Genomic DNA, 23,511 nt, shown 5'->3' on the forward strand with positions numbered 1-23,511 from the left:
CCGGCGCGCTCAGCTGTCCGCAAGCAGGTCGGCCTTTTCCAGCCCCTGCAAGACCAACTGCTCGTGGGCGGGATCGGACAGGGTGAGCCGGGCCAGCCGGGTCCGGATGTCGAATGTCGGGTTGATCTCCAGCATGTCCTGCCAGACCTGACGCGCCTCCTCCACCTCGCCCAGATGTCCCAGCGCCGAGGCCAGCCAGGCGCGCCCGATATCGGTGTCCTTCACCAGGAAGACCCGTTCCTTCAGAAACAGCGCCGCGGTCTCGAAGCTGCCCTTGAGGAAATGGGCCATGGCGAGGAATTGCATGAACTGGTGCCGGAACGAGGGATCGAGCCGGATCGCGCGTTCCAGATGTTCGATCGCATCGTCGAGCTTGCCCTGGGCGATCTCGATCTCGCCCCGTGTGAACCAGCCCATCGCGTAATCCGCGCTTTTGGCCATGGCCCGGTCCAGCGCGGGCAGGGCTTCGTCCAGTTTGCCCTGCCACCGCGAAATGGCGGCATAGGCGTTGTTGGGCCAGATATTGTCCGGGCCAAGCGCCAGGCTGCGCCTGACCAGGGTATCCGCCTTTTGCATCGCCTCTTCCGAAGGCGTACCGGACCAGTGGTTGTGGTAGTCCAGCAGGTGCATGAGGGCCAGCATGCCATAGGCGTCGGCATAGCCGGGGTCGCGGGCAATGGCGCGCTCGCCATAGGCGACGGCCTTGCGCCAGCCTTCGGCATTCATGCCGGGGAAGAACAGGAAGCCGCGCATGCGCATGTAATCTTCATGCGCCTCGATGTTCGAGGTGCCGACATCGGCGATATTCGCGCGTTCGCGGGGCGACAGCGACAGCTTCAGAGCCTTGACGATTTCCAGCGTCACCTCGTCCTGCACCGCGAAGATGTCGGTCAGGTCCCGGTCATAACGGTCGGCCCAGACATGGCTGCCGTCTTTGGTGTCGATCAGCTGGGCGGTGATGCGCACGCGCTGGCCCGCGCGCCGGACGCTGCCTTCGAGAACATGGGTAACACCCAGCTCGCGCCCGACCACCCGCAGGTCGATGGACCTGCCCTTGTAGGCAAAGCTGGAGTTGCGGGCGATGACGGTCAGGCCCGAGACCTTGGACAGGTCGGTGATGATATCCTCGCTGATCCCGTCCGAGAAATACTCCTGCTCGGGGTCGCCCGACATGTTGTCCAGCGGCAGAACGGCAATGGCATAGGCGGGATCGCGCGGTTTTTCGGGCTTCACCGTTCCGTTTGGCGGCGGCGCGGCATCCTGCGGATGCCAGTGATAGACGCGCAAGGCCCGGTCGATGTTCTTGACCGAGACCTGCCCGCCGTCCTGAAACGCGATCCCAAGGCGGCCGCCCACGCTTTCCTGCACCACCGAAGAGACGCAGACGCCGCCCGGTTGCGCCAGCTGCTCCAGCCGGCTGGCGACGTTCACGCCATCGCCAAAGATGTCGTCATCCTGAAGGATGACGTCGCCCAGGTTGACGCCGATCCTGAGGGCGATACCCCCGGCGCCGTTCAGCCTGGCCATGGTGTCCTGAATCTCGGTGGCGCATTGCACCGCATTGGAGACGCTCAGGAACTCGACAAGCGCACCATCGCCCATCAGCTTGACGATGCGGCCGTTGTGGCGGGACACGCAGGGGTCGAACACCTCGCGCCGGTGCCGGTTCAGCGCGCTGAGCGTTCCGGCCTCGTCCTCGGCCATCAGGCGGGAATACCCGACGATATCAGCGGCCAGTATGGCTGATAGACGCCGCGATATCTGTTCGTTGCCCATATTCGATTGGTAGGGCAGTTCATCCCGCCGGTCCAGCGGGCAGTGGCGCGACGGGCGTGGAATCCGTACCGCCCGGCGACGACCGGTCGCGGAAAACGGTCTTGCCCGTTCGCCCTGATCCGCGCATATAGAGACCAGCCGAACACGACGGAGACAGCGATGCGCGCACGGATCTACCAGCCCGCCCGGAATGCCATGACCTCGGGCATGGCCAAGACCCGCCAATGGGTTCTGGAATACGCCCAGGGCTCGGCGCGCGAGGTCGATCCGCTGATGGGCTGGACCTCGTCCGACGACACCCAGAGCCAGGTCCGGCTGCGGTTCGACAGCAAGGAAGCAGCGCTGGACTACGCCAAGGCGCACGGGATCGAAGCCAGCGTCAGCGAGCCGCACAAGCGCAAGCCCAACCTGCGGCCGCGCGGCTATGGCGAGAATTTCGCCACCAACCGGCGCGGCCCCTGGACACACTGAGACCCATGGCCTTTGTGATTGAGCGGGCCAGCCCGTCAGAGCCCGAGGCGGCGGCACTGATCGCGCGTCACGTGGCGCTGATGGCCTCGCAATCGCCCGAGGAAAGCTGTCATGTGCTGGACGGCGGTGGGCTGGACAGGCCGGATGTGGTGTTTTTCCTGATCCGCCTGGATGGTGCGACGATTGGCATGGGCGCGCTCAGAACGCTGCCGGACGGCGCGATGGAGCTGAAATCGATGCATACGGTGGCCGAGGCGCGCGGCACCGGCGCAGGCCGGGCGATGCTGGAGTTTCTGCTGGACCACGCCCGCGCGCAGGGCGCCCGGGGGGTCTATCTGGAAACCGGCTCGACCGAGGATTTCCGGCCTGCCCGCAGCCTCTATGAGCGCTATGGTTTCGTGGAATGCGGCCCCTTTGACGACTATGCCGAAGATCCGTGGTCCACATTCATGCACCTGGACCTGCGCACCGCCGCTTGACCCCCGCCCCGCGCGTGGCATAACAGGCGCCAAGCGGTCCCATAGCTCAACTGGATAGAGCAGCTGACTTCTAATCAGCAGGTTCGGGGTTCGAGTCCTCGTGGGATCGCCAGCAGCCTCGTCCGCCGCGCGTGCTCAGCGATTGAGCAGGGCGTCCAGCTCTTGCTGATAGGCAAAAAGCGCCGCCTGACCGCCGGTATGCAGCAGCACCACCTTTTGTCCTTTGGCGATCACGCCCTGGCGCAGCAGGCCGAGCAGCCCGGCAAAGGTCTTGGCGGTATAGACCGGGTCGAGGAACACGCCTTCGCTCCGCGCCATCAGGGTCAGCGCCTCTTGCGTGGTCTCGCCGATCCGGCCATAGCCCGGCGCAAGCGCGCCATCCCACAGGCTGATCCCGCCCAGCACGCGCGCCGGGTCGAACTCCATGAGACTGGCAAGCCGGGTCACCACGGTCTCGATGCGCCGGTGTTGCTGGTCGGCGTCGCGGCGCACGCAGATGCCGTAGACCGGCGCCGCGTACCCGGCAAGGCGCAGGCCGGTGAGGAACCCGGCATGGGTGGAGCCGCTGCCCGAGGGCACCACCGCGGCGTCGAAATCATCTATCTGCCCAAGCAACTCGGCGCCCCCGGCGACATAGCCCAGCGCCCCCAGCGGCGAATGATCGGACCCAAGATGGATGACATAGGGTTTGCGCCCTTCGGCCCGCAGCGCCTCGGCCCGCCGGTGCAGGGCGGCATCGGCGCCGCTCTCGTCCTCGCCCACCGGAAAGCGGATATGCTCGGCGCCAAGGATCCGGGCCAGCAGCACGTTGCCGGAGCTGTGGTAGAGATCGCCCATGCCGGGCACCCGCTCTTCCAGTTGCAGGATCGCCCGCATCCCGAGTCGCGCCGCCGCTGCCGCCGCTGCGCGGACGAAATTCGACTGTACCGCGCCAGTGATCAGAACCGTGTCGGCCCCCTGCGCCAGCGCGTCGCCAAAGTAGAATTCCAGTTGTCGCGTCTTGTTACCGCCGAAACTCAGCCCGGTCAGATCGTCGCGCTTCATCCAGAGGTCGATGTCCAAGAGATCGGACAAGCGATCGAGCCGCTCGACTGGGGTCGTGCCCGTCATCAGAGGGGCGCGGGGGAAAGGCGCGAGGCGTGCATCCACGGCGGCGGCTGTCATGTTTTCTGTCCACCCAAGGCGGCGGCCGGACTGGTCCTGGCCGCCTGCTGTTCGGGCATCAGGTTATGCCTGTCGCCTGTGCTTTGCCAACAGAAATGGAAAGCACCACACGGCCCATGACTGCGCTGGCCACCAGAGGTGGCCCCCGCCGGTACAAAGGTAACTGGAGGAGGCTCTGCCCGCGGCATGCCCGGACAGGTCCGGGGCATGCCGACGTATATCGCTTACTTGCGGTGGATCGCCGAGATCTTGGTGATCCCGTCCTCGCCCGCCGTTTCATAGACGATATGCACCTCGTCGCCCGACATCAGCCCCTCGGGCACCTCGGTGACGAATTCCAGCGACCATACGGTCTTGTCGTCGAGAACGATCAGACCGTCCACGCGATCATAAGCCAGGATGGTGCCGGTGACTTCGTCAGCAAGGGCCGGGGTCGCGACAAGGAGGGTTGCGGCAAGGAAAAGGCCACGCATCGGGGTGCTCCTTTGAGCATGGGTTGAAACCGAATGGTAAATGGTGTGGCTTCGGTGGCGCGCAAGTGGTGTCTGAAAATATATTTAAGCTATATATTTCAATATGTTATGTTATCTTCACAGGCTGCTTTGGCGTTTGCCATGACGCTGCCACATTCAGGCTCCATGCTTTGGCCATGTCCGAACTGCAAACCCTCCGCCAAGCGCTTTATCCCGAACTGGCCGAGCCCGCCCAGCGGGCCCCCTCGCGCCGCCAGAAACGGGCCGTACGGACGCGGGCGCGGGCGCTGTCGCCGCTGCGGATCGTGATGCTTCTGGCCTCGATCCCGGTGCTGACCGCGACCACCGCGCTGGGGGTTTTCATCCGCACCAGCCCCTATGAGCCCGAGCTTGCCCTGCGGCACCTGGCGGCGCTGGCTGGCTGCGAGGTGGCGCATAGGGTCGGCCTGGCGCCCTCCCATGTCGGCGGACCTGGCTATCATGCCCGCAACGATGCCGATCTGGATGGCATCGCCTGCGATGCCCTGCCCGACCTGGCGGCCATGATCCCGGCACGCGACGCGCCGCCGCGCCAGCAGCCGGGTACCGCCAAATTCGTCCGGCCCTAAGCCGTCGGCGCCGCTTCGCCTTGCCTGATCGCTCAGGCCACCCGGCACCCGCGCGACCAGACCGATTGCAGCGCCGGCACGCCTTCGCGCATGCGGAACCGGATCAGGTCGGCGCGCAGCCCCGGCGCGATCTCGCCCCGGTCGTGCAGCCCCACCGCATGGGCGGGCGCCCGCGTCACCGTGGCCAGTCCACGGGCCAGATCGCCCCAGAGCTCGCCCAGGCGCACCGCCGACAACAGCAGCGCCGAGGGCACGTAATCCGAGCTGAGGATATCGAGCAGCCCGCGTTCGGCCAGATCCCGCGCCGCCACATTGCCGGAATGCGACCCGCCCCGGATCAGGTTCGGCGCCCCCATGATCACCTTGATGCCATGGGCACGGCAGGCCTCGGCTGCCGCGATCGTGGTGGGAAACTCGGCCAGCCGGATGCCGTGACCGGCTGATACCGCCACCTGTTCGGGCGTGGTGTCGTCATGGCTGGCCAGCACCGATCCCAGCCGCGCGGCGGCCTTGACCGTCTCGGCCTCGTGCCGGTCGCCATTGCGGTCGCGCAGCATATTCAGATGGCTGACATGTTGCAGGAACGTGTCGTCGTCCATCGCGTTCTTGCCCTTCATATAGGCTTCGAGCTTGGCCATGTCGCGGAACTGCCGCTGCCCCGGCGTGTGGTCCATCAGCGAAACCAGCCCGACCCGGTCCTCGGGCGTGAACTCGTCCAGCTCCTCGACCAGGGTTTCCGAGCAGATCTCGGCCCGCAGATGCAGGAAATGGCTGATCTTCAACGCCTCCGCCTCGCGCAGCTGCCACAGTTCGCGCGACAGGCTGCGGGCGTATTTCAGGTAGCGTCCGGCGCCCGAGGGGATCGAGCCCACCCGCATCGCGTCGAACACGGTGGTGATGCCGGTGCCGGCCAATTCCGCGTCATGCGCCAGGATGGCGGCGGCATGTGGCCAGTCGACCTTGGGGCGCGGCTGGATATGGCGCTCCAGATTGTCGGTGTGCAGTTCCACCAGCCCAGGCGCCAGCATGTCGCCGCCGCAATCGACGGCCCCGGCGGGCACGCGCGCGCCCTGGGCGATCTCGGCGATGGTACCATGCACCACCCGCAGGCTGCCGGTCACGGTCTCGCCGGGCAGAACCAGCGTGGCATTGGCAAGGATCAACTCTTCTGTCATCTGAACTTCATCTGGTTGGAGCATGGGTGAAGGCCACGACATAGGAGGCCAATGTGACATTCCTGCGATACGCGATCTATTTCCTGCCGCCCGCGTCCGAGGCCTGGGCAAGGTTCGGTGCCGCCTGGCTGGGCTGGGATGTCGAGACCGGGCAGGAGCTGGCGCATCCCGAGGGCACCGGGCTGGATGTGGCCGCCCTGACCGCTACGCCGCGCAAATACGGGCTGCACGCGACGATGAAACCGCCGTTTCGCCTGGCCGCGGGGCAGGATCCCGAGGCGCTGCACCGGGCCTGCGCGGCGCTGGCCGCCCGCCGCCCGGCGGTGGTGCTGGCGGGGCTGGAGATCACCCGGCTCGGCCGGTTCCTGGCGCTGCGCCCGGTGGGGGAGCTGAGCGCGCTGAACGCGCTGGCGGCGGCCTGTGTCACCGAGTTGGACCCGTTTCGCGCCCCCGCCACCCCGCAGGAGCTGGAGCGCCGCCGCGCCGCCCGGCTCAGCCCGGCGCAAGACGCGCATCTGGAGCGCTGGGGTTATCCTTACGTGCTCGACCAGTTCCGCTTTCACATCACCCTGACCGGAAGGCTGGACGAGGACGCGCTGGCGCAGGCACAGGCCCTGTTGCAGGACCGGCTCGGCCCCTTGCTGCCGGTGCCGTTCACGCTCGCCGATCTGGCGCTGGTGGGCGAGGCCGCATATGGCCGGTTTCACCTGATCCATCGCTACGCGCTTTCCCTCTGAAGATGGGCCAGAACCGCCTCGACCGTGTCGTCGAGCGGGCCTGAATTGTCGATCGTGATTTCCCGGCGCAGCCCCTCGGGCAGGGCCATATCGGCACGCCCCAGCCGCCGCGCCTGATCGGCCACATCCTCGCGCCCGCGCGCGGCCAGCCGCGCCGCCAGCACCTCGGGCCGCGCCGTCAGGGACAGCACGGCAAAGGGGCGAAACACCTCCTGCGCGCGCAAGAGCACACCGCGCGACAGGTTGACCAGCAGCGCCCGCGCCCCTGCCCGTTCCGCGTCCGAGGGCATCGGAATTCCATAGCTCAGCCCATGCGCCTGCCAGCTCAGGGCAAAACCGCCCGCCGCGCGCATCGCCTCGAATTCCTGCGGTGAGACGCCGGTAAACGGCTCTCCACCCGCCTCTTCCGGCCGGGTGATCACCCGCCGGATCAGGCGCAATCCCGGATCGCGCGCCGCAAGTGCGGCCATGACGCTGTCCTTGCCCACGCCGGACGGGCCGACAACCGCGATCACCGGCACAGGACTCATGCCGCCACCACCGGGGTAAACCCCGAGACATCGACCACCCGGTCGCAGACCCGCTCCCGCGCCTCGACATCGTGAAAGATGCCGACGATGGCGGCGCCGCGCGCCTTGGCCTCTGCGATCAGCCCCAGCACCACCGCGCGGTTCTCGGCGTCGAGGCTGGCGGTCGGCTCGTCCAGCAACAACGCCGGATAGGCATGGGCAAAGCCGCGCGCGATGTTCACCCGCTGCTGCTCGCCCCCGGAAAAGGTGGTGGGGCTCAACGACCAGAGCCGTTCGGGAATGTTGAGCCGCCTGAGCAGCACCTCGGCCCGCGCCCGCGCCGTGTGGGGATCAACCCCCAGCGCCAGAAGCGGTTCGGCCACCACCTCAACCGTCGGCACCCTTGGCACAACCCGCAGGAACTGGCTGACATAGCCCAGCACCTCGCGCCTCAATCGCAGGATCTCGCGCGGCTCGGCCCGGGCCACATCCAGCCCGCCCACGAGGACAGAGCCCGAGGCCGCCAGGTAATTGCCATAGATCACCCGCATCAGGGTGGACTTGCCCGCCCCCGACGCACCGGTCAGCGCCACACATTCGCCAGGCGCCACATGCAGCGATGCGCCCTCCATCACCCGGATCACCGCGCCGCCCTGATTGTGCAGGGTGAAGCTTTTGCTCACGTCACGGATGTCGATCATCCCAAATCCCTTTCATTTCGCCCCAAAATACTCCGGGGGAGCGCCGCAGGCGCGGGGGCAGCGCCCCCTCAGACCTGCAACACGCTCGACACCAGCAGTTGCGTATAGCCATGCTGGGGATCGTCCAGCACCTGATCGGTCAGACCGCTCTCGACCACGCGCCCGTCCTTCATCACCATCAGCCGGTCAGCCAGCAGCCGCACCACCGCCAGATCGTGGGTGACGATGATGGCGCTCAGCCCCATCCGCCGCACCAGCCCGCGCAAGAGGTCGAGAAGACGCGCCTGCACGCTCACGTCAAGGCCTCCGGTGGGTTCGTCCATGAATACCAGCCGGGGACCTGTCACCAGATTGCGCGCGATCTGCAAACGCTGCTGCATGCCGCCGGAAAAGGCCGATGGCCGGTCGTCGATCCGGGCGCCGTCGATCTCGACCCGGTCCAGCCAGTCGAGCGCCGCCGCGCGGATGCGGCCATAATGCCGGTCGCCCACCGCCATCAGCCGCTCGCCGATATTGCCGCCCGCCGAGACAGACATGCGCAGCCCGTCGCGGGCATGCTGATGGACAAAGGCCCAGTCGGTGCGCGACAACATCCGCCGCTCGGGCTCGGACATGGTGACCGTATCCACCGGCCCCATGTGCCGGGTGTCAAAGATCACCCGCCCCGCATCGGGCGCCAGGTGCCCGGCCAGACAGTTGAGCAATGTCGACTTGCCGGACCCGCTTTCGCCCACGATCCCCATCACCTCGCCGGGATAGAGATCGAAGCTTACATCGGTGCAGCCGATCCGCGCACCATAGCGCTTCTCGATGCCTGCGACCTGCAACAAAGGGCTCATCCCTCACCTCCCGCGCCCAGGATTTTGAAAAAATCCTGTCCAAAAAATTTCGTGGAAATTTTTTCCCCTGTCCCGACCGATGCGCTCATGCCGCCTCCTCGCGGCGGGAGCGGCAGTAATCGGTGTCGGAACAGACGAACATCCGGTTTCCCGCATCGTCCATGATCACCTCGTCCAGATAGCTGTCCCCGGCGCCGCACAGGTCGCATGGATGATCGGCCTTCGTGGCCTCGAACGGATGGTCTTCGAAATCGAGGCTGACGACGCGGGTATAGGGCGGCACCGCGTAGATGCGCTGCTCGCGCCCGGCGCCGAAGAGCTGGATCGCCGCCATCTCCATCTTGGGGTTGTCGAACTTGGGGATCGGCGAAGGGTCCATCACATAGCGGTCGGCCACCCGCACCGGATAGGCATAGGCGGTCGAGATCGCGCCATGCTGGCTGATATCCTCGTAGAGCTTCACATGCATCAGCCCGTATTCCTGAAGGCTGTGCATCTTGCGCGTCTCGGTCTTGCGCGGCTCCAGAAAGCGCAGCGGTTCGGGGATCGGCACCTGATAGACTAGGATCTGGTCCTCGGTCAGCTCCGCCTCGGGGATACGGTGGCGGGTCTGGATCACCGTCGCCTCCTGCGTCGCCTCGGTCGTGGCCACCCCGGCCGTGCGTTCAAAGAACTTGCGGATAGACACCGCGTTGGTGGTGTCGTCGGCGCCCTGGTCTATGACCTTCAACCGGTCCTCGGGGGTCAGCGTCGCGGCCGAGACCTGCACGCCGCCCGTGCCCCACCCATAGGGCATCGGCATCTCGCGGCTGGCAAAGGGCACCTGGTATCCCGGCACCGCCAGCCCCTTGAGGATGGCGCGGCGGATCATCCGCTTGGTCTGTTCGTCGAGATAGGCGAAGTTATAGTCAGACATGGGTCAGCTCCGGCTCATGCGAAGAAGGATCGCGCCAGCGAGCGTCAGCGCGGTCGAGGCGACCTTTTTCAGGTCGAGCCTTTCATTGAGGAAAGTCACGCCGATGATCAGCGCAAAGACGATGGAACATTCGCGCAGCGCGGTGACCAGCGCGATGGGTGCCTGGGTAAAGGCCCAGACCACCAGGACATAGGCTGTGAAGGAAGCGGCGCCGCCAAGGATCGCCAGCCGCCAAAGGCTGGCCGCCCGCCTGAGCAGCCCGGGCCGCGCGACCCGTGCCACCAGGGCAAAGCCCAACGCGTTCGCGGCTGTCAGTGTGCCGAAAAAGCCCAGCGCGGTGCCCGCGATGCGCGCGCCCTGCCCGTCGACGATGGAATAGGCGGCGATGAACAGCCCGGTGATCAGCGCCAGCCCGGCGGCGGCCATGTTGAAATTGCCGTCCGCCCGCCGCACCAGCGCGATCGAGGCGATCCCGACCGAGATCATCGCCATCGCCAAAAGCTCGGTCTGGCTGAACGTCACCCCGAAGAACAGCGCCGTGCCCAGCGCCACCAGCAAGGGCGAGGCGCCGCGCGCGATCGGATAGACCTGGGTCAGGTCACCGATCTTGTAGGCCTGGATCAGGAACAACTGATAGCCCAGGTGCAGCCCGATCCCCGCCAGCAGATAGGGCCAGCAGGACCAGTCGAGCGGCGGGGCAAAGGGCAGGAGCAGCAGCCCCGACAGGCCCTGCCCCATCACCACCGCCGTCATCGCGGCGCTCTTGTCCGAGCCACCCTTGACCAACGCGTTCCATGTGGCGTGCAGCAGCGCCGCCAGCATCACCACCAGAAAGACAAATCCGCTCATTCCGCCGCCTCCCGACGTGCGATGCGCTCTTCCGCCTCGCGGCGCAGTTTGCGCACCAGTTCCAGTTCCGACTGGAAATCGACGTAATGGGGCAACTTGATATGCTCCAGGAACCCGGTGGCCTGGATATTGTCGCAATGGCTGAGCACAAATTCCTCGTCCTGCGCCGGCGCGCCCAGATTGTCCTCGCCCAGTTCCTGCCAGCGCAGGGCGCGGTCGACCAGCGCCATGGAGATCGCCTTGCGCTCGGACTGGCCGAACACCAGCCCATAGCCGCGGGTGAACTGCGGCGGCTCGGTCTTGGACCCTTTGAACTGGTTCACCGTCTCACATTCGGTCAGCTCGACCTCGCCGATCTCGATGGCAAAGCCCAGTTCGGGGATCTCCATCTCGACCGTGACCCGCCCGATGCGCAGCTCGCCGACAAAGGCATGGTTGCGGGCGTATCCACGCTGGGTGGAATAGGCCATGCCCAGCACAAACCCCTCATCCCCGCGCGCCAGCGATTGCAGGCGCAAGGCGCGGTCGGCGGGAAACTCCAGCGGTTCGCGGGTCAGGTCGCGCGGCACGGCCTCGCTTTCGGGCTCGGGCTCGGGCTGGATCAGCCCCTCTTGCCCCAGAAACTCGGTGATATGCGGTGTCGGCTCGCGGCGCGGGGGGGCGCTTGGCGCGGGCGGCACCGCGCCCTCGGCGGCCAGTTTGAAATCCAACAGGCGATGGGTGTAGTCGAAGGTCGGCCCCAGAACCTGCCCGCCCGGCGCGTCCTTGAACGTGGCCGAGATGCGCCGGTCGCAGGCCATGGCGCCGGTATCGACCGCGCGGCTCGCGCCAAAGCGCGGCAGGGTGGTGCGATAGGCGCGGATCAGAAAGATCGCCTCGATCAGGTCGCCGCGCGACTGCTTGATCGCCAGCGCGGCCAGGTCGGGGTCATAGAGCGAGCCCTCGGCCATCACCCGGTTCACCGCCAGGCTCAGCTGTTCGCGGATCTGGGCAAGGGAGAGTTCGGCAACGGATATATCGCCCCGCCGCTCCTCGGCCAGCCAGGCATGGGCGTTCTCGATGGCGCGTTCGCCCCCTTTGACGGCAACATACATGGCCTAGCCCTCCGCGCGGATAGTGGTACTGCGCGGCAGGGCCGCAACCCGGTCGCCGCAGGTGAAGAAGAAATCGCAGCCCAGCGGGTAAAGCGTCGCGTTGCCCTGCAACGCGTCCGCATCCGGTAATGACAGGCGGGCGGTGTCGCGGATACCCGGACCACTGAGCACCGCGCCGGTGTTCTCCAGCCGGTCGCATTCGACGATCAGCGTAGCCGAGCGGTCGGGATATTCCGGCGTGCCGATCCGGTAGCGCGACAGCGGCATCAGGTCGGCCCAGCTGCCCAGCGCGAAATCGGCCTCGGCGGCGGCGCAGTGCGGTGCACCGGTGTGAAAGCTCAGCCACTGGCGCACCGCGTCGGTGTCCACCGTCCCGCCCAGATGCACCCGCGTTTCCGGGTCGCAGAGCGTCAGCAACAGCGTGCCCGCCGCAACCGAAAGGGGCGCGGGCGGAGCAGCACCCGCGATCCTGCGGATGTCACCGGGCCGCGCCATGGCGGTCATCGCGGCGCGAAAGGCATGCGCCGCGTCGACAGGCGCGTCGCGAAAGCCACCGGCATAAAGGCTCGATCCGTCCATCAATCCTCTCCCCTGACCAGCGTGAAGAACTCAACCTTGGTGGCGGCGGCCCGGGCGGCGCGGGTTTCGGCGCGCTCGGCCATCTGGGCGGCCAGCGGCTCCAGCACGCGTGTGCGAATACGTTCGGCGGCCTCGGTCTGCATCAGGGCGTCAATCAGCGCCGCTGCTTCGGCCTTGGCCCGCGAGCGGCCCTGGACATAGGCGTGCCCCACCGTACCATCCGCCAATGCGAGGGCGCAGCGCGTCACGGTCATCTCGCCCAGGTTGAAGGGGGCGCCGGTACCACCGGTGCGACCGCGTACCATCACGCCGCCGGTCTCGGGCGCGCGCAGCCAGTCATAGGCGGGGCGCTCCTCGACCCGGTCCCAGAGCGCCATCAGCGCCGCCTCGGGCGCGCGGGCCAAGAGGCCCATCCAGCCCTGCCGCGCCGCCGTCTCTTTCTCTTGATCTGCCATAAAAGCCTCTTGGCCCGGTTGTCTACATTCACTATACAACTAGACAAATATTAGCGGGTTGCCCCCCATCCCGCAATCCACCCAACGATGAAGTTTTGATGACATGAGCCGCAGCCCCGTCTGGAAGACCATCGCGCTGAGCCTGACCGAAGACATCGCCGAGGGGCGTTATGGCGAAGGCGACCAGCTACCGACCGAGGCGCAGCTGGCCGCGACCCATGGGGTCAACCGGCACACGGTGCGTCGGGCGCTGGCCGATCTCGCCGATCAGGGTCTGGTGCATGCGCGGCGCGGCGCCGGTGTCTTTGTCGCCGCCCGGCCCACCGATTACGCCATCGGCAAGCGGGTGCGGTTTCACAAGAACATCGCCGCCGGCGGCCGCATTCCGGGCAAGCGCATCCTGACCCTTCTGACCCGCACCGCAGACGCGACCGAGGCCGAGGCGCTGCACCTGTCGCCCGGCGCGCAGGTGCATGTCTATGACGGGCTGTCGCTGGCCGATGGCCAGCCCATCGCCGTGTTCCAGAGCGTGTTTCCCGCCGCCCGCTTTCCCGGCCTGCCCGATGCGCTGACCGAGACCCGATCCGTCACCGCCGCCCTGCAACGGATGGGGGTGGCGGATTTCACCCGGGTCCGGACCCGGCTCACCGCCCGGCCCGCCACCGCCACACAGGCGCTGCACCTGCGGCTGAACGAGGGGGCGCCGCTGCTCCATACGACCGGCGTGAACGTGGACCCCGAAGGCCGGCCGGTGGAATACGGCCGCACCTGGTTTGCCGGTGACCGGGTGACCTTGACCGTGGGCGAGGACTGAGCCGCCCTTTGATCGGCATCAATGTACAGACGGCGCAACCATGGCTAGGCTAAGAATATGAGCGATATCAACCCTACCGGGCTAGATGCCTATAAGCCCGCCGAAATTGCCCGCCTGGTGGAAACCGCAGGCGCGGCCAAAGCCGGGCTCAGCGCAGCCCAGACCCTGACGCTTGCGGTGCTGGCGGGGGTTTTCATCGGCTTTGGCGGCGCGGCCTATACGATGGTGATGACCGGCGCGGATGCGGGATTTGGCCCGGCGCGGTTCCTGGGCGGGGTGGTGTTCTCTCTCGGGCTGATCCTGGTCATCGTTGGCGGCGCCGAGCTGTTCACCGGCAATGCGCTGATGGTGATGGCGGCGGTGGACCGGCGGATCACTCTGTCCGCATTGTTGCGCAATTGGGGCCTGGTCTATCTGGGCAATCTGGTGGGTGCGATCGGGCTGGCGCTGGCTTTTGGCCTGACGGGCCTGTTGGACGGACCGATGGGCGAAACCGCGCAGGCCATCGCGCGCGGCAAGGCGGCACTGGACCCCGGCGCCGCCTTCATGCGCGGGGTGTTGTGCAATGCGCTGGTCTGCCTCGCGGTCTGGCTGACCTTTGCCGCACGCACGGCGGCGGGCAAGATCCTGGCCATTCTCTGGCCGATCTCGGGGTTCGTCCTGCTGGGGCTGGAACACTCGGTGGCCAATATGTACCTGATCCCGCAGGGCATGCTGGCCGGGGCTGAGGTGACATTCGGCGCGGCGCTGTCGAACCTGCTCTGGGTCACACTGGGCAATATCCTCGGCGGGGCGGGCGGCGTGGCGCTGGCCTATCGCTTTGCCTATCTGCGCCAAAGCCCATCATGACCGACCCCTACCTGCCCGCCGATGCCGAAACCCGCGCCCAGGCCCGCGCCCTGATCGACGCGGCGCGGCACGCCGCGCTGGCGGTGCTGCAACCGGGTGGCCTGAACCCGTCGGTCAGCCGCATCGCGCTGGCCACCGATGCGCAGGGTGTGCCCGTCTCGCTGATCTCGGCCCTTGCCGCCCATAGCGCCGCTTTGGAGGCGACCCCCGCCTGCGCCCTGCTGATCGGGGAGCCGGGCAGTAAGGGTGACCCGTTGACTCATCCGCGCCTGACCCTGCACTGCATCGCACAACTGATCACGCGCGGCACGCCCGAACATGACGCCTTGCGCACCCGCTATCTGCAGCAGCGGCCCAAGGCGGGGCTTTACGCCGATTTTGGCGATTTCCGATTTGTCCGCTTTGCCATCACCGATGGCCTGCTGAATGCCGGTTTCGGCAAGGCGGTGCGGCTGACGGGCAAGGAGCTGTCGCCATAACGTCAGGCACGGCGGCGCGGATGCTCGTCCTCGACCCGCAGCACAACACCGGCGAACGAGGCACTGCCACGCAGGAACAGATCGGGGTCCCGCACCTGGGGATAGGTCTCGGCCCAGTCTCGGTAACGGTCGTTGGTGACGATGCGCGCGCCCAGTTTCTCGGCCTGTGCCAGCAGCAGCGGATCGGCCGGTCTGCCCTTGGGGGCAACCTTGATACAGGCCGCCGGATAGCGCAGCGCCCGCGACAGGTCGCGCGGACCCATGTAACGCGACCCGACCTGGTAACCGACATTGGCGTCGAACCACAGAACCGGGGTCCAGCCATGCAGAACCAGCGCCTCGATGCATTGCTGGACAGTCTCCAGCCGGGGCGTGTCATCGCGCCAGAACATCACATTGGACCCGTCGACGACGATCCATTGCGACGGGGGCCGCGTCCGGGCGCGGATCAGCAGCAGCAGACTGGCCACAAAGCCCGCGGCAGCCAGCAACAGGGCAGGAGAGAGAACCGGGCCGATGCTCAGGACGGACCAGGTGAACAGGGCAAGCGACAGCAACAGAATCAAAAGCGATACGACCATAGGTTGATCGTATCGCTTATTCAGTCGCTTAAGGCAACATCAACGGTGACCTGGGGTGAACTCAGCGCACCACATGCACCGCGCATTGCGCATGGCGGACAACCTGTGCGGCGGTGGAACCCAACAGCAGGTCCTGCATCCCCGGCCGGTGAGAGGAGATGATGATCAGGTCGGGCTTGTTGGTCTCGGCCCAGTCCAGGATCGAGCGGCCCGAATGCCCCTCGATCAGCACACCAGTGGCATTGGGCAGACCGGCGGCCATCTTGTCCAGCTCGCCTTTCAGCGCCTTGCGCGCCTCGGCCAGATAATCGGGCGGCATATACGAGATCGCATAGGCCGGGATATGCTCAACCACATGCAACAGCGTGATCCGCGCCTCGGGCGTGGCCAGCAGTCTGGCCAGCTTCAGCGGGCCAGATACGTCGCGCTCGGAATCGAACGAAATGGGGACGAGGATATTGTGATACATGGTTCGCGCCTCCGTTAGGGATGCGTATAGAATGCCCTGTGCCCCTCGCCCCTGCCTTGATCCAGATCAGCCTTTTCCGGCGACCTAGTCGGCGTCAAAGGTCTCGGCCACCTCATACATGACCGGCTCAAAGCTTTTGCACATCTCGTTCAGCTTGCGGTTTCTCTCGCGCATCTCGGGGGTGCGCAGCATGGCCAGGAAATCCTCGCGCCGCCGCCATTGTGAGTAATTGGCGATCCGGGTCTGGGCGTCGTTCACATGCAGGCCAGCGGCGATGAATCCGGGTTGTTTCGAGATGAACTCGGCATAGGCCTCGGTCAGCGCCTCGAGCAGATCCTGGCAGGTGCCCGGCGTCATCTCGAATGTGGTGATCACGGTTTGCACCGGGGCGGCCTTGACGATCTTGGGCATGGCGGGTCTCCTTTTCCTGCCCTTCAGCCTATCACAGCTTTTCCAGCGCGCGCTCTATTTCCTGCATCAATCCAGTCACTTCGGCATGGGCGGGGCCCTTGGGCGCCTCCAGCGCGGCGCGCCCCTGCCCCAATGTCTCGGCATAGACCACGCGGTTCGACATCACCGATTGCGCCAGCTCGGCCTTCAGTTCTCCGGCCTTGGCGGCGACATCCTGTGCCAGCCGGGTTCCGGGACGGTTGCGGGTCATCACCATCAGCGCGGGCTTTTCCTCGCGCTCAGCCAGGTACAGCACCATTTCCACCGCCCACAGGTCCAGATGCGAGGTCGCCACCGGGATCAGCACCAGATCGGCCTCGCGCAGGGCCGGGCGCAGATCGCTGTCGGCCTTGGGCGGGGTGTCGATGATGACGATATCGTGTTCCTTGGCCAGCTTGCGCACCTCATAGCTGACACCCCAGGCCGAGGCGGTGGAAAACTCCAGCCCCGGCGCGTCGCCCGCCTCGAGCCGCGCCATGAACCAGCGCCCGGCCGACCCCTGCGGGTCGGTATCCATCAACGCCACCCGTTTGCCCGCGCGGGCAAAGGCAACGGCCAGATTGACCGCCAGCGTGGTCTTGCCCGACCCGCCCTTCTGTTGCGCGACCGTGATCACCTGTCCCATGGCGCCCTCCATCATGCCGCATTGCAGCATATAGGGCGCACCGCAGAGCACAACGGCGATTCGTCCTGTTTCCCTGCGGCATCGCCGCCCGATTGCCCGTCCTAACGCTTCGTTAACCAATCCCGGCAAGGCTGAGGCCAGAGGGACGCAATGGGACGGGTGCTGTTTGCCGTTTGGATCTGCCTCGCCGTGGCCGGTCAGGCCGCGGCCGGCGCATGGCTGCGCGAGCGCGGCACCGGTTTCACCGCGGTCACCGCCACGCTCTACCGGTTCGATGGTGTTCTGGATTACAAGAGCGCAGTCTATGGCGAATGGGGTGTGACCGAGCGCTGGACGCTGGGTGTCGATGTGAACGAGCAGCCCGGCCTCGCAGGTCACGCCCTGCTGTTCCTGCGCTATCCGCTGGCGGACCTGGGTCAGCGCGGGCGCCTTGCTGTCGAGGCTGGCCTGGGCGGCCATCACTGGCTGGGCGAATGGAACCCAATGACCAAGCTGACACTGTCTTATGGCAAGGGTCTCGATACCCGCTGGGGGCCGGGCTGGTTCGCCGCCGACGCAGGGTGGGAGCGCCGATTTGGCACCGCGACAGAGATCTTCAAGCTCGATTTCACCGCGGGCCTGTCGACCCCGCGCCGCATCGACCCGATGCTGCAACTGGAAACCGCCTATGTCTCCGGCCTGCCGGTGTTCTGGACCCTCACGCCCTCGCTGCTGATCGACGCGGGCAAGGGCAGCATCTGGGTGGTCGGGCTGGAACGAAAATCGGCCCTGCCCGGCAACATCGGGCTGAAACTCGGCTTCTGGCGCAATTTCTGATCGCAACGACGAAAAAGGGGCTGCGCCTGCACGCAGCCCCGACACCTGCCCGCGCTTACTTGTCGGCGCGGATCGTAGCGATGACCGTACCCTTGACCGGCTCGCTCCAGCGCAGCCGGATCATGTCCTGCCCTGTCCCCTGCTGCGCCTGCGCATAAGGGGCAAGGTACCGCACCGCGCCGCCCGAGTCGGTCAGCGCCCCCTGCGCCACCACCGCCTGAATGCCCCGGCTTTCGGCCCCAAAAGGCAGCCTGCCCTCGGTGTCGATCAGCCAGTTATCCGAGGCGGTCGCCTGCTGATACTCCAGCCGCAACGGGTTTTCCGACTGGATGCTGACCCCGTGATACATGTTGCCCTCGAAAATCAGGTTCTTGGTCCGGTCATAGTTCAGCCCCGAGAAACTGGTATCGACCCGGTCGGCCCGGTCGATATAGCCGTTGATCGAGCGGAACTTGTTGCCGGTCACCGTCATGCCGTTGATGAAATGGCCCACACCATGCGGCTTGATCACCACATAGCTGAACCATGGCGCCACCTCTCCCGACAAAAAGATATTGTCGGTGATGCTCATCGAACTGAACGAGAACCCGCCGCTGAAATCGGGGTTGGCGTCCTGTTCGTTGGTCCATTCAAAGCTGCAATTGTCGACATAGTTCTCGGCGAAGGTGCAGCTGGAATAGGTACCGATGATGACGATCCCCGCCGTGCGCGGCCCGTTCGGCACAGCATCGCCCTGGAAGAAGTGATTGCCCAGGATCATGTGGTTCTGCCCGGCCATGACGCCAAAGTGCAGGAAATTGGTCGCGCGGTTGTGGCGCAGCTTGACGTCATTGGCATTGACGTTGAACGCGATCGAGGTTCGATCCGCGACATTCGCCCCCTCTTCCGAGGACAGGAACTGGCACCCGTCGATCAGCATCCCCTGACAGCCGCCCCCGATCGAGGTGATGCCGCGATCCTTGGGCCGGCTGATGAAACAATCGAACAGCGCGAATGTCGCGCCCGACGGGGCCAGCTTGATGCCGCTACAGTTGTTGTTGCACTGAAACTCGATGTTCTGCATGTTGAACTTCGACAGCGCGCTGAAGCCGCTGAAATCCAGCATGTATTTGTAATCGTGAAAGGTGAAGACCTGCGTGCCCGCCGCATCGTAGAGTCCGGCGTTCAGCGTGATCTCCCCCGCGCCCACATTCTTTGATCGCACGTAGATCTCGCGCCCGACCCCGGCCCCGGTGACCCGTGCGCCAATTGGAATATTGGCGACATTGGCGACATTGGTCAGCGTGCGCTGGTTCGCCGGATTGTATGTCGCCAGCGAGGTGTAGGTCTGGGTGTCCCAGGCCGGCCCGCCCACCGCGTCCAGCTGCCCGTTGCGGATCACCCGCCGCGTGGCATAACTGCTGCGGTTCGGCACCGCCGCCTGCATATCGATCGGCGCGGTGATCGTCACCTTGCGTCCGCCCAGGTCCAGCGATTCGTGATCGACCCCGTTCAGCAGCGCCTGAAACGCCTTGCGAAACGCGGTCTCCTCGTTGCCAAAGGCCGCGATATAGGCGGGCAGGTTGTAGTTCTTGGTCAGCACCAGCATCTTATCGACCGGCATCGACACCGTGCCCTCGAACTCGATCTCCGACTGGATATTGACCGTCTCGCCCAGGAAATAGCTGCCTTCGGGCACGAACACGCGCCGCCCGGCCGCGGCTGCGTCCGCTGCTTCAAACGCGGCCGCATCGTCGGTCACCCCGTCGCCCACCGCGCCATAGTCGCGCACATCCACAAGGCTCAGCATGTCGCGCAGAAACACGCCGGTGACGTCCGTGATCTCGATATCGTCGATCCGCACGATGCCGCCGCTCGGCCCTTCCAGGTTGATCCCGAAATGACCGTAAATCGCCGTCCGGCCCCAGGACATGTCGACGCCGCCGCGATTACCCGAGCCGACGATGCCGGTCACCTCGACCACCTGACCATAGCTGGTCAGTGTTACCGGCGGAGAAAGCTCGGTCACCCCCGTCACATGGGCGCCCCCCGCGCCCCCGGCCCAGCCCGCCACCCGCACGCTGGGCAGGTTGCCGCTGATCGCCTTGACGCGCACCTTGACCTGCAAGTAACAGCCCGGCTGCAACGGCGTCTGCCCCATGTAACGCAGCTTTTGTACCGAACTGGTCTTCTGCAACTCCAGGCAGCCGCCGAAATCCGCGTCCGCTGGCACAAAGGCGGCATTGGGCGCGCCGTCATAGGTATCCGACCCCGGTGTGCCGTCGCCGCTCGACCAGACATCCAGCCCCAGCTGGAAGGCCGGCGGCATAAAGTTGATGCCCTCGGTGATTGCCTTGTTCATCCAAATCCCTTTCCCAATCGCGCCGCAGACCACCTGCCCTGGCGCATGCATGTGACGGGTCCGGGTCGCCCCCGAACGCGCCATATCGCTAAAGGAAAGGGATTAACCGGCGCTCAGGGCACCGTGACGGTGGTGTTGCCTCAGGCCGACAGACCCGGCGCCTTCAACACCTGCACCGCGTTGATCTTCCAGCCGTTTTCCAGTTCGACCATCTGATAGCCCAGGTAGTGCACCATGCCCTGCGCATCGGTGATCCGCACCGTCTGCCACAGCGCGCCGTCTTCCTCGTGCAGCTCCAGAAAGGTCACATCGGCAGGTCGCCACACCATAGGATAGCCGCCCCGCACCATCGCCCCGAAGTTCTCGGGCGTGCGAAAGATGTCGCGAATCATCGGGCTGGCAAAGCTGAAGGCAGTCACGAAATCATCCGCCAGAAAGGCCTCGATCTGGCTGCTGATGACGGTCTCGATCTCGTCGCTCTGGGCCGCGGCGGGGGTTGCAAGACATGCGGCCAGCAGGAGACTTGCGATCAGTCGTTTCATGTCCGGTATCCTCCTGGCCTTCATACGAAGCTGTCACCTACTTCGGATCACCTGACTTACCGCCTCTTAAATTCCATGAATCAAATATCTTGATTCATAAACACATCAAGATGACACTCAAGAAACGTGCAGGGGATCTGCACCTTTTAAGTCAGAAGGGCTGCCCCTCGCACAGATTGCCATGTTCGGGGAGGATAACATGCAGATCATCAAGCACTTCGTTTGTGCCGTCATTTTTGCGGCCCTCGCAGCCACAGCCACTATGGCGCAGGACACGGAACGGTACGGCAAACAGAAAGTTGTCTATCACATTAACTACCCAGGCGGGGAAGGGTCCAAGGCCTACAAGGGTGCGATGCGCAACATCCAGAACCACATCAACGCCGTCGGCGCCGAGAATATCGACGTCAAGGTCGTGATGCATGGAAACGGTCTCGGTCTCCTGATGAGCGCCAAGACCGACACCGACGTTCAAACCATCGTTGCGTCCCTCAAGGGTCAGAATGTCGGCTTCCAAGTCTGCAACAATACGCTGGTCGGTCGCAAGATCAGCTACCAGAACGATCTCTACGACGTATGGGAGGAAGACATCGTGCCCTCGGGCGTGGCCGAACTCTCACGTCTTCAGCAGATGGGCTACACCTACATCAAGCCCTGATTTGAAACGGCCGGCGGTCGAAATCCGCCGGTCGATCCGGTTTCAGTCCAGATCGGTCCAGGGCCAGGGTTTGACCTCGCTGGCCGCGGTCTGGAACCGCGCCGCCTTGGCGATCCAGATGCCCAGGTCGGTGCCGAAATCGGCAAGCCGTGCATTCGGCTGGCTCTTGCTGACGGCCATGATGATGAATTGCACCACCGTGACCACTGCCAGGATGGTCTGCGCCAGATTGATCATGATCGCGATCAGGATCATGTGCAGCAGCCTCCACCACAGGCTGTCGCGCTGTTCCGGCTCGTGCTGTTCGCCGTGCACGCGACCTTCGAATTTGTCTTCGTCCGACATTGGCATGCTGTCCTCCGCGACTGTGATGCTGCGGAGCCTAACACAGAAAACGGCGCCCGCCAGCGGGCGCCGCCCTGTTCACTGCAAACCGCCTCAGGCCAGCTCGCCCGCCAGCGCCTTGTCGATCAGCGCGATGGTCTCGGGGATGCCGTAAAGCGCGATGAACCCGCCAAAACGCGGCCCCTGCGATGCGCCCAACAACACCTCGTAAAGCGCGCCGAACCAGGCGCGCAGCGGGTCGAACCGGTCGCGGCCCACCGCATAGACGATGGATTGCAGCGCCTCGTCCTCAACCGGTCCGTCATAGGCGGCCAGTTGCGCGCGCAACTCCACCAGTGCCTCGCGCTCGGCCTCGGTCGGCGCCCGGTAGACCCGCGTCGGCTTGACGAAATCGTTGAAGTAGCGCACCGCGAACCCGGCCGCCTGATCCAGATCGGGATGGCTCTCGGCGCTGGCCTCGGGCGCATAGCGGCGGATGAAGCCCCACAGCGCCTCCTTGTCCTCGGCCCCCGACACGCTGGCCAGGTTCAGCAGCATCCCGAACGGCACGATCAGGGTCGAAACCGGCACATCGCCGCCATGGATGTGCCAGACCGGGTTGTTCAGCTGCGCCGCCAGATCCTGGGTCGGATAGGCGCGCAACTGCTGGTGATACTCGTCCACCGCCTTGGGGATCACGTCGAAATACATCCGCTTGGCGGTCTTCGGCTTCTGATACATGAAATAGGCAAGGCTTTCCGAGCTGGCATAGGTCAGCCATTCGTCGATGCTCACCCCGTTGCCACTCGATTTTGAAATCTTCTGCCCGTTCTCGTCCAGGAACAGCTCATAGGTGAAATGCTCGGGCGCGGGCACGCCCAGCACCCGGCAGATCCCGTCATAGATCGGCGTATTGGTCGAGTGATCCTTGCCGTACATCTCGAAATCGACGCCCAGCGCCGCCCAGCGCGCGCCGAAATCGGGCTTCCATTGCAGCTTCACGTTGCCGCCCGTCACCGGCAGCGTCCATTCGCGCCCGTCCTCGTCGTCAAAGGTGATGGTGCCATCCTTGGCGTTCACCTCTTTCATAGGCACGTACAGTACCCGCCCCGTCTCGGGGTGGATCGGCAGGAAAATCGAATAGGTCTGCTGCCGTTCTTCGCGCAGCGACTTCAGCATGATCTTCATGATGTCGTCATAGCGTTCCGCCGCACGCAGCAGGATCTCGTCGAACTGACCCGACTTGTAGAACTCGGTCGCCGAATAGAACTCGTACTCGAACCCGAATGTATCGAGGAAGCGGCGCAGCATCGCATTGTTATGATGGCCAAAGCTCTCATGGGTGCCGAACGGATCGGGCACCGAGGTCAGCGGCTTTTGCAGATGCTCGCGCAACATCTCCTGGTTGGGTACGTTGCCCGGCACCTTGCGCATGCCGTCCAGATCGTCCGAGAAACAGATCAGCCGGGTCGGAATATCGCTGATCTCCTCGAAAGCGCGGCGGATCATCGTGGTGCGCGCCACCTCGCCGAATGTCCCGATATGCGGCAGGCCCGAGGGACCATAGCCGGTCTCGAACAACACATACCCCTTCTCCGGCGGCGCCTTCTCATAGCGTTTGAGCACCCGCCGCGCCTCTTCAAAGGGCCAGGCCTTGGACGCAAGGGCGAGTTCACGCGAGTTGGACATGTCGGTCTCCATCGGGGGGTATCCGGGCGCCCCATGCGCCCTGTCCGGC

The 23,511-nt window shown here is 65.4% G+C and carries 29 protein-coding genes and 1 tRNA gene; 10 read left to right on the forward strand and 20 right to left on the reverse strand.

Features of this window, described 5'->3' with window-relative positions; genetic code table 11:
• Positions 1 to 9: 9 nt before the first annotated feature.
• Positions 10 to 1,776: an adenylate/guanylate cyclase domain-containing protein gene (locus OE747_RS06155; protein ID WP_263827727.1), complete on the reverse strand. Its 1,767-nt coding sequence runs from the start codon at positions 1,774 to 1,776 to the stop codon at positions 10 to 12.
• 159 nt (positions 1,777 to 1,935) lie between these two features.
• Here OE747_RS06155 and OE747_RS06160 point away from each other — a divergent pair, with 159 nt between their 5' ends.
• From OE747_RS06160 to OE747_RS06170, 3 genes are all read left to right on the forward strand, one after another.
• Positions 1,936 to 2,247 carry an ETC complex I subunit gene (locus OE747_RS06160; protein WP_263827728.1) on the forward strand — a complete coding sequence of 104 codons (312 nt, stop codon included), beginning with the start codon at positions 1,936 to 1,938 and terminating at the stop codon, positions 2,245 to 2,247.
• Between the two features lie 5 nt (positions 2,248 to 2,252).
• Positions 2,253 to 2,726, forward strand: coding sequence for a GNAT family N-acetyltransferase (locus OE747_RS06165; RefSeq protein ID WP_263827729.1), 474 nt, complete (start codon positions 2,253 to 2,255; stop codon positions 2,724 to 2,726).
• A 35-nt stretch (positions 2,727 to 2,761) separates the two neighbouring features.
• Positions 2,762 to 2,838 (forward strand) — tRNA-Arg (locus tag OE747_RS06170).
• A 23-nt stretch (positions 2,839 to 2,861) separates the two neighbouring features.
• Here the strand turns inward: OE747_RS06170 and OE747_RS06175 are convergent.
• Together OE747_RS06175 and OE747_RS06180 are read right to left on the reverse strand one after the other, a co-directional pair.
• Positions 2,862 to 3,890 (reverse strand): D-cysteine desulfhydrase family protein, encoded by a 1,029-nt coding sequence (locus tag OE747_RS06175; protein WP_263827730.1) that lies wholly within the window; start codon positions 3,888 to 3,890, stop codon positions 2,862 to 2,864.
• A 224-nt stretch (positions 3,891 to 4,114) separates the two neighbouring features.
• Positions 4,115 to 4,363 carry a hypothetical protein gene (locus OE747_RS06180; RefSeq protein ID WP_263827731.1) on the reverse strand — a complete coding sequence of 83 codons (249 nt, stop codon included), beginning with the start codon at positions 4,361 to 4,363 and terminating at the stop codon, positions 4,115 to 4,117.
• A gap of 176 nt (positions 4,364 to 4,539) precedes the next feature.
• On the opposite strand from OE747_RS06180, the gene OE747_RS06185 reads away from it, so the two are divergent.
• Positions 4,540 to 4,971, forward strand: a complete 432-nt coding sequence (locus OE747_RS06185; protein WP_263827732.1) for an excalibur calcium-binding domain-containing protein — start codon at positions 4,540 to 4,542, stop codon at positions 4,969 to 4,971.
• 32 nt (positions 4,972 to 5,003) lie between these two features.
• Here OE747_RS06185 and OE747_RS06190 read toward each other — a convergent pair whose 3' ends face one another.
• Positions 5,004 to 6,146, reverse strand: coding sequence for an alpha-D-ribose 1-methylphosphonate 5-triphosphate diphosphatase (locus tag OE747_RS06190; protein ID WP_263827733.1), 1,143 nt, complete (start codon positions 6,144 to 6,146; stop codon positions 5,004 to 5,006).
• A gap of 53 nt (positions 6,147 to 6,199) precedes the next feature.
• Here OE747_RS06190 and OE747_RS06195 point away from each other — a divergent pair, with 53 nt between their 5' ends.
• The gene (locus tag OE747_RS06195) at positions 6,200 to 6,883 is read left to right on the forward strand and encodes a DUF1045 domain-containing protein (RefSeq protein WP_263827734.1); all 684 of its coding nucleotides are present in this window, start codon (positions 6,200 to 6,202) and stop codon (positions 6,881 to 6,883) included.
• On the opposite strand, the gene OE747_RS06200 is transcribed toward OE747_RS06195, so the two are convergent.
• From OE747_RS06200 to phnG, 8 genes are all read right to left on the reverse strand, one after another.
• Positions 6,865 to 7,413, reverse strand: coding sequence for a phosphonate metabolism protein/1,5-bisphosphokinase (PRPP-forming) PhnN (locus tag OE747_RS06200; RefSeq protein ID WP_263827735.1), 549 nt, complete (start codon positions 7,411 to 7,413; stop codon positions 6,865 to 6,867). The two genes, OE747_RS06195 and OE747_RS06200, sit on opposite strands and share 19 nt — an antisense overlap.
• The gene (gene phnL / locus OE747_RS06205) at positions 7,410 to 8,093 is read right to left on the reverse strand and encodes a phosphonate C-P lyase system protein PhnL (RefSeq protein ID WP_263827736.1); all 684 of its coding nucleotides are present in this window, start codon (positions 8,091 to 8,093) and stop codon (positions 7,410 to 7,412) included. Before phnL ends, OE747_RS06200 begins: the two co-directional genes overlap by 4 nt.
• Positions 8,094 to 8,161: 68 nt before the next feature.
• Positions 8,162 to 8,932 carry a phosphonate C-P lyase system protein PhnK gene (phnK, locus tag OE747_RS06210; RefSeq protein WP_263827737.1) on the reverse strand — a complete coding sequence of 257 codons (771 nt, stop codon included), beginning with the start codon at positions 8,930 to 8,932 and terminating at the stop codon, positions 8,162 to 8,164.
• An 85-nt stretch (positions 8,933 to 9,017) separates the two neighbouring features.
• Entirely contained in the window at positions 9,018 to 9,848 is an 831-nt protein-coding gene (locus OE747_RS06215) for an alpha-D-ribose 1-methylphosphonate 5-phosphate C-P-lyase PhnJ (protein ID WP_263827738.1), read from the reverse strand.
• A gap of 3 nt (positions 9,849 to 9,851) precedes the next feature.
• The gene (locus OE747_RS06220) at positions 9,852 to 10,697 is read right to left on the reverse strand and encodes an EamA family transporter (protein ID WP_263827739.1); all 846 of its coding nucleotides are present in this window, start codon (positions 10,695 to 10,697) and stop codon (positions 9,852 to 9,854) included.
• Positions 10,694 to 11,791, reverse strand: coding sequence for a carbon-phosphorus lyase complex subunit PhnI (locus OE747_RS06225; protein ID WP_263827740.1), 1,098 nt, complete (start codon positions 11,789 to 11,791; stop codon positions 10,694 to 10,696). Before OE747_RS06225 ends, OE747_RS06220 begins: the two co-directional genes overlap by 4 nt.
• A gap of 3 nt (positions 11,792 to 11,794) precedes the next feature.
• The gene (gene phnH, locus OE747_RS06230; RefSeq protein ID WP_263827741.1) at positions 11,795 to 12,370 is read right to left on the reverse strand and encodes a phosphonate C-P lyase system protein PhnH; all 576 of its coding nucleotides are present in this window, start codon (positions 12,368 to 12,370) and stop codon (positions 11,795 to 11,797) included.
• Positions 12,370 to 12,825, reverse strand: coding sequence for a phosphonate C-P lyase system protein PhnG (gene phnG / locus OE747_RS06235; protein WP_263827742.1), 456 nt, complete (start codon positions 12,823 to 12,825; stop codon positions 12,370 to 12,372). The genes phnH and phnG overlap by 1 nt, the downstream gene beginning before the upstream one ends.
• A 103-nt stretch (positions 12,826 to 12,928) precedes the next feature.
• Here phnG and phnF point away from each other — a divergent pair, with 103 nt between their 5' ends.
• The 3 genes from phnF to OE747_RS06250 are packed head-to-tail and all read left to right on the forward strand — an operon-like array spanning position 12,929 to position 14,967.
• Positions 12,929 to 13,639 (forward strand): phosphonate metabolism transcriptional regulator PhnF, encoded by a 711-nt coding sequence (gene phnF / locus OE747_RS06240; RefSeq protein WP_263827743.1) that lies wholly within the window; start codon positions 12,929 to 12,931, stop codon positions 13,637 to 13,639.
• A 57-nt stretch (positions 13,640 to 13,696) separates the two neighbouring features.
• Positions 13,697 to 14,488, forward strand: coding sequence for a formate/nitrite transporter family protein (locus tag OE747_RS06245; protein ID WP_263827744.1), 792 nt, complete (start codon positions 13,697 to 13,699; stop codon positions 14,486 to 14,488).
• Entirely contained in the window at positions 14,485 to 14,967 is a 483-nt protein-coding gene (locus OE747_RS06250; protein WP_263827745.1) for a pyridoxamine 5-phosphate oxidase, read from the forward strand. Before OE747_RS06245 ends, OE747_RS06250 begins: the two co-directional genes overlap by 4 nt.
• Before the next feature lie 2 nt (positions 14,968 to 14,969).
• Here OE747_RS06250 and OE747_RS06255 read toward each other — a convergent pair whose 3' ends face one another.
• The 4 genes from OE747_RS06255 to parA form a co-directional block, all read right to left on the reverse strand.
• On the reverse strand, positions 14,970 to 15,548 hold the full coding sequence (locus tag OE747_RS06255) for an NYN domain-containing protein (RefSeq protein WP_263827746.1): 579 nt from the start codon (positions 15,546 to 15,548) through the stop codon (positions 14,970 to 14,972).
• 61 nt (positions 15,549 to 15,609) lie between these two features.
• The gene (locus tag OE747_RS06260) at positions 15,610 to 16,017 is read right to left on the reverse strand and encodes a universal stress protein (RefSeq protein ID WP_263827747.1); all 408 of its coding nucleotides are present in this window, start codon (positions 16,015 to 16,017) and stop codon (positions 15,610 to 15,612) included.
• An 84-nt stretch (positions 16,018 to 16,101) separates the two neighbouring features.
• Complete coding sequence (locus OE747_RS06265) at positions 16,102 to 16,428, reverse strand: antibiotic biosynthesis monooxygenase family protein (RefSeq protein WP_263827748.1); 327 nt, start codon at positions 16,426 to 16,428, stop codon at positions 16,102 to 16,104.
• A 31-nt stretch (positions 16,429 to 16,459) separates the two neighbouring features.
• Complete coding sequence (gene parA / locus OE747_RS06270; RefSeq protein ID WP_263827922.1) at positions 16,460 to 17,092, reverse strand: ParA family partition ATPase; 633 nt, start codon at positions 17,090 to 17,092, stop codon at positions 16,460 to 16,462.
• A 150-nt stretch (positions 17,093 to 17,242) separates the two neighbouring features.
• Between parA and OE747_RS06275 the strand changes: the two genes are divergently transcribed.
• A complete protein-coding gene (locus OE747_RS06275; protein ID WP_263827749.1) occupies positions 17,243 to 17,908 on the forward strand; it encodes a hypothetical protein in 666 nt (221 codons plus the stop codon).
• Between the two features lie 55 nt (positions 17,909 to 17,963).
• Here the strand turns inward: OE747_RS06275 and OE747_RS06280 are convergent, their stop codons facing one another.
• Together OE747_RS06280 and OE747_RS06285 are read right to left on the reverse strand one after the other, a co-directional pair.
• The gene (locus OE747_RS06280; RefSeq protein ID WP_263827750.1) at positions 17,964 to 20,249 is read right to left on the reverse strand and encodes a glycosyl hydrolase family 28-related protein; all 2,286 of its coding nucleotides are present in this window, start codon (positions 20,247 to 20,249) and stop codon (positions 17,964 to 17,966) included.
• Positions 20,250 to 20,389: 140 nt separating this feature from the next.
• Positions 20,390 to 20,791, reverse strand: a complete 402-nt coding sequence (locus OE747_RS06285) for a DUF4864 domain-containing protein (protein WP_263827751.1) — start codon at positions 20,789 to 20,791, stop codon at positions 20,390 to 20,392.
• 199 nt (positions 20,792 to 20,990) lie between these two features.
• Between OE747_RS06285 and OE747_RS06290 the strand changes: the two genes are divergently transcribed.
• Positions 20,991 to 21,449, forward strand: a complete 459-nt coding sequence (locus OE747_RS06290) for a DsrE family protein (protein ID WP_263827752.1) — start codon at positions 20,991 to 20,993, stop codon at positions 21,447 to 21,449.
• A 42-nt stretch (positions 21,450 to 21,491) separates the two neighbouring features.
• Here OE747_RS06290 and OE747_RS06295 read toward each other — a convergent pair whose 3' ends face one another.
• Entirely contained in the window at positions 21,492 to 21,794 is a 303-nt protein-coding gene (locus OE747_RS06295; protein WP_263827753.1) for a DUF4389 domain-containing protein, read from the reverse strand.
• A 93-nt stretch (positions 21,795 to 21,887) separates the two neighbouring features.
• Positions 21,888 to 23,462, reverse strand: coding sequence for a lysine--tRNA ligase (locus tag OE747_RS06300; RefSeq protein WP_263827754.1), 1,575 nt, complete (start codon positions 23,460 to 23,462; stop codon positions 21,888 to 21,890).
• Positions 23,463 to 23,511: the final 49 nt, after the last annotated feature.

Source organism: Ruegeria aquimaris, assembly GCF_025751555.1.
Lineage (GTDB): Bacteria > Pseudomonadota > Alphaproteobacteria > Rhodobacterales > Rhodobacteraceae > Ruegeria_B > Ruegeria_B aquimaris.